This window comes from Acinetobacter sp. YH01010 (genome assembly GCF_013420775.1).
Classification (GTDB): domain Bacteria; phylum Pseudomonadota; class Gammaproteobacteria; order Pseudomonadales; family Moraxellaceae; genus Acinetobacter; species Acinetobacter amyesii.
In genome coordinates this window covers 1-4,774 of record NZ_VOYF01000046.1, presented here as the reverse complement: position 1 = coordinate 4,774, position 4,774 = coordinate 1, and the positions used below count along the sequence as shown (strand labels likewise).

Annotated in this window: 5 protein-coding genes; 3 read left to right on the top strand and 2 right to left on the bottom strand. The window is 35.0% G+C overall.

The genetic code is table 11. The features are described 5' to 3' along the window. Positions 1-301 precede the first annotated feature (301 nt). Positions 302-604 (bottom strand): hypothetical protein, encoded by a 303-nt coding sequence (locus FTT77_RS16900; protein WP_163169824.1) that lies wholly within the window; start codon positions 602-604, stop codon positions 302-304. A gap of 211 nt (positions 605-815) precedes the next feature. On the opposite strand from FTT77_RS16900, the gene mobQ reads away from it, so the two are divergent. The 3 genes from mobQ (at position 816) to FTT77_RS16885 (ending at position 4,405) form a co-directional block, all read left to right on the top strand. Further along, entirely contained in the window at positions 816-2,468 is a 1,653-nt protein-coding gene (gene mobQ / locus FTT77_RS16895) for a MobQ family relaxase (protein WP_004870770.1), read from the top strand. 711 nt (positions 2,469-3,179) lie between these two features. After that, positions 3,180-4,121, top strand: a complete 942-nt coding sequence (locus FTT77_RS16890) for a replication initiation protein (RefSeq protein ID WP_020846814.1) — start codon at positions 3,180-3,182, stop codon at positions 4,119-4,121. Beyond that, complete coding sequence (locus FTT77_RS16885; RefSeq protein WP_004870774.1) at positions 4,118-4,405, top strand: hypothetical protein; 288 nt, start codon at positions 4,118-4,120, stop codon at positions 4,403-4,405. Before FTT77_RS16890 ends, FTT77_RS16885 begins: the two co-directional genes overlap by 4 nt. 136 nt (positions 4,406-4,541) lie before the next feature. On the opposite strand, the gene FTT77_RS16880 is transcribed toward FTT77_RS16885, so the two are convergent. Beyond that, the coding region (locus tag FTT77_RS16880; RefSeq protein ID WP_257218538.1) for an IS1 family transposase at positions 4,542-4,774 on the bottom strand (233 nt) is incomplete at its 5' end.

Sequence of the window (4,774 nt, the reverse complement as noted above, 5' to 3'; positions counted from 1 at the left end):
AAAATTTAACATAAAATTTCATATACGAAATTCGGGTGTTAGAACCCATTCAAAGTGTACTCATCAGTACACTTTGAAATTTTGATATAAAAAATTTAACATAAAATCTCATATACGAAATTCGGGTGTTAGAACCCATTCAAAGTGTACTCATCAGTACACTTTGAAATTTTGATATAAAAAATTTAACATAAAATCTCATATACGAAATTCGGGTATTAGAACCCATTCAAAGTGTACTCATCAGTACACTTTGAAATTTTGATATAAAAAATTTAACATAAAATCTCTTATGCGAAATTTAGGTCTTATCCCAAATAAATCCATTAAAAAGATCTTTATCTTTCTGCTTATTTTCTTCGGTCTTATTTTCCGTATTTAAAAATTGCTCAAAATCGGCTAATTGCTGCTTAAACGATTCATCATTTTTTAATTTATTTAAAGCCCAAGCTCCCAGTAGAATTTTACGTCTCGTATCATCTTTTCTTTGTTGATCAGAAACTTTCTTTTTTTCACGTGCAATGGCAGCTTTTTTCTGTTCTTTTAGCTGTCTTAAGCGTTCTTCTTGCTTTGCAATTTTTTGCTCTAAATTATCAACACTCATACCATCACCGTATCAAGGAATCCCCCTCAAGCATAGGTCTGTTTGAATTGAAATTCAAGACAGCCCATGCTATCGTGGTTTTCCCGAAGGGCGCACTTAGCCATTGGATTTCATCCAATGGTGCGACAAGGGGTAAATCCCCTTTGTAATCCCCTGACCAACATATACATGTTGGTAATTTCGATAAATCGAAATAAAGAGCAAAAGCAAAATGGCGATATATCATTTTTCAGTTAAAACGATTAGTAGAGGTAATGGACGATCGGCCGTTGCTTGTGCTGCATATCGTTCAAGTGAAAAATTGGTATGCGATTTTTATGGAAAAGAACAAGACTACACAAGAAAAACTGGTGTCGAATTTACAAAAATCTATGCACCTGAAAATACAAATACTGAGTTACTCAAGCGCCAAACACTTTGGAATGAAGTCGAAAAGGTTGAACGTAGAAAAGATGCATTACTTGCAAGAGAGTTTGAGATTGCATTTCCCAGTGAGTTAAACGCTGAACAGCGTGAAAATATGCTCAATGAACTTTGCCGAAACCTCGTTAAAAAATACGGTGTCATCGTTGATGCTGCTATTCATGCACCTCATACAGACAGTGGAAGTGATGAACGCAACTACCATGCACACATCATGTTCACAACCCGAAGTATTAATGAGCAGGGTGGCTTTTCAGCAAAAAAATATAGGGACTTCAGTCGTGACAATGGCACAGAAACTGTAAGCCACTGGAGAGAATCATTTGCAGAGTTATGCAATCATCACCTGGAACAAAATGGATTTGATGAACGTGTCGATCACAGAAGTTATGAAGACCAGGAAAGTGACCTAGAAGCAACTCAGCACGAAGGTCCTCAAGCGACATACCTCCGGAGACGAGGGATATTTACAGAAATTAGTCTGAAAAATGATGAAATTAAGCTACGTAATTTAAAAATCAAAAAGGTCATCGCACTGGATGAAAACATCAAAGTATCTGAGGATCTTGTTCAAAAAGTACGAAGTGAGCTTCAGTTTCAATACTCTCAAGCTGAGTATTCAGAAAAAACTTCTCAGAAACTTTATGAATTCCAAAATGAAGAATTATCAAAATTAACAACAAAATTAGACACGATGAGTTCTGCAATATCAGAACTACGCAAAAAAGAGCCTTTATTTTTTAAAACAAAATGGATCAATCAAATAAATGACCTGATCGACCAACACAACACCCAACTAGACATCCAAAAGCATATTTCTGGTCTTAGTGAAATAGAAAAAAAAGAGAGATATTCTGATCATTTAAATAAATGGACAGAAGAAAATCAGCTGCTCCAGCCTAAAAAGTCTTTTGCAAAATTTGACGAACCGAACATCACTGTTAAACAACGAAAACTTAATGATCAAATTTCAAATATAGATCATCAAATTTCTGAAATATCACGCAGAGAAACTGAGTATCAAGAGTATGTACGCGATCAAAGACTGGAGATCATAAATAGTTATATATTTGAAGAAGATAACTATGGAAATAAATACTTTAGTCCTCAAAATGGTGAAAAACAAAAGCGACTATATGCAGAAGAAATGGAAGATCTAAAAATCCAAGAATTGCATGCGGCTTTTACAAAAAAAATTGAGACCGAAGCGCAGCAAGAGTTTTCCCAAAAAAGAGCAATACAGCTCGAAAACGACCGAAAAGATCGTGAATCTAGAGAACAGCAGTTACGTAAAGAACGAGAGCAACAAGAACAACGCTATGCACAAGAACGAGAGCAACAAGAACATTTGGCATTTGTAAGACGCCAAGAACAAGAAAAACAGCAGAGAAATGAGCCTAAAAAGCCAGAAAATGACAATAACCATGACTACACGCCTTAGAAATCCCATTTAAGCGCAAAAAAACGGGGGTTTTAGCGACTTTTGATAGAAATACAGTAAAACTATAGTTGATAAAAATAAAATCGCTTAGAACGCAAATGAGAGCCTTTTAGCGAGTATCTACGAGCGACACAACGAAAGTTTGCTTATTCCCCCTCTGAAAAACCGTTTTTTATTGAATTACTGGGGACAGTGATTAGCGAGTGTCTACGAGCGAAGTATTGATGCTTTTGCTCGTCAAAAAGCATGAGCATAGCGAATGCATTATTCATGTTTTGCTTTTTGAATCCTTGATCATATATGCAAAAAACTGCCCCCCACGAAGCGAGTGAAACGAGCTTCAATAGAGTACGAGCTTTAGCGAGTACCAAGGGCAGTTTTAATAACTCACTTTGGAAATAAATTCCCTTTTATTCTTTTAAAAAGCTTTTAAAAGCTTTTAGACCCCCCTATAAACCACGCCTAGCAATGCTTTCAGACTTTAAAAAACTACTTTTACCGGACATTAAACTACAAATGCCGGACAAAATGGACTTAAAAAACTACTTTTACCGGACATAGAAACTACTTTTACCGGACATTAAACTACAAGAAAAAGTTTGTAGTTTTGTTAAAAAACTACAAAAATAGTAGTCAAAAAATAAACGACAATGTATGTTTAAGCTACATAAATACCAATGTAGTTAGTTAGTTTTTTGGGGTTGTAGTTATATGGACGAAAATAAAAAAACATATCCTCTGAGCTGGGTTGTTATGCAAAACAATGTTCAAGAATGCTTTAAGAGTATGAACATTGATGAAAAACGAATGTTAATACTTGCTAGCCCAATTGCTAGAACCACTGATGCAACTGAAAAAGACCGAATTATGATTACGGCAGAAGAGTTTGCTAGAGAATGTGGCATTAAAACGCATTCCGCATATACGCAGTTAGAACTAGCCAGCAAGAATCTACTTAAAAGAAATTTCTCTTATAACAATGAAAGAGGAAAAAAGGTGCTGTCGAATTGGGTGATTGATTGCACTTATGAAGACGGAGGGATAGCTATACGTTTCCCTGAAATCGTTCTACTGATGTTAAAAGAGTTTGATAAATTAAACCCTTATACAAAATATAAAAAAGATATCGTACTAAGTTTGAAAAAAGATTACTCATTCGATCTTTATCATTTAGCTAAAAAGCATCAAGCAATGGGACAATTTGAAATGTCCTTAGAACATATAAAAAATGAGCTGGGTTTGCCCAAATCTTATGACAAACTCTGTAATTTAAAAGACCGAGTAATGAAGCCTTCATTAAATGAGATTACAACTAATACAGATATTGAACTCACTTATGAAAATGTAAAAAAAGGGCGTTCAGTAGTTGGCTTTAAATTTATAGTGAAAGAAAAACCTAAGCCAAAATTAATAGCGCCTCAGCGAGATCAAAGAACTATAGATATGTTCTGCAATTTATCTGATGCTCAAATTAACAAGTACAGCACTATTTTATCTAAACTTTCTGAGCTATCAGACCTCAGTAATTTCCCAGACTACCCGACATTTGCCCTCTGGATTAGTGGCATCTTACGAGATCCGAAAAGTGTAAGAGAGGAAACAACAAAACGGATTTTTAAAGCTCTTCATAGCAAGACGGATTTTAAACCATGAGAACTAAGGCTGAATTAGATGCAATGAGTCATCAAGAACTCAAAGATTATGAGCAAAGTTTACTTGCTCTGTGGACACCAAGAATGGCTATTGAAAGTGACATTGAAAGGTTAAGCACTCATCACAGCGAATTATTAGAGGTTTTTAATCAATTAAAGAATCCGGATGCACCTAAAAATTCACGTTTAAAAGATTCAATCTTGTCTCTGAAATATAAAATCGAATCGCTTGAAGGTAAGTTGAGTGATCTTATTCAAGATAATCGCTTAAATTCTGCAGATTGAATTATTCAGTTTATTTAATCAAAATCGTGGAACATTGATTAAAGACTAGGCGTGGAACGTGAAAAGTAATAAAAAAAGCCCAGTCATTGACGACTGGGCTAGAAAATTGGGTGGTGTTTCAAAAAGTATGCTGGCATTAAACGAATCCATTATTGATATAAAAGAACACTAAATCAAAGGCTTTGAAATGATTTTCAAGCTTTTTGGAGAAGTTGCAGCTTCTCCTAAAGCCTCGCCTGATTCGATGCCGTAATCGACAATTATTGCCTTCTATACCCACAGTGAAAAATTTACCAATCAACTGTTTGCATTCTTTAAAGGTCGTAACAAAGCTATCCCAATGGTCACTTGATATACATGTATAGCTTA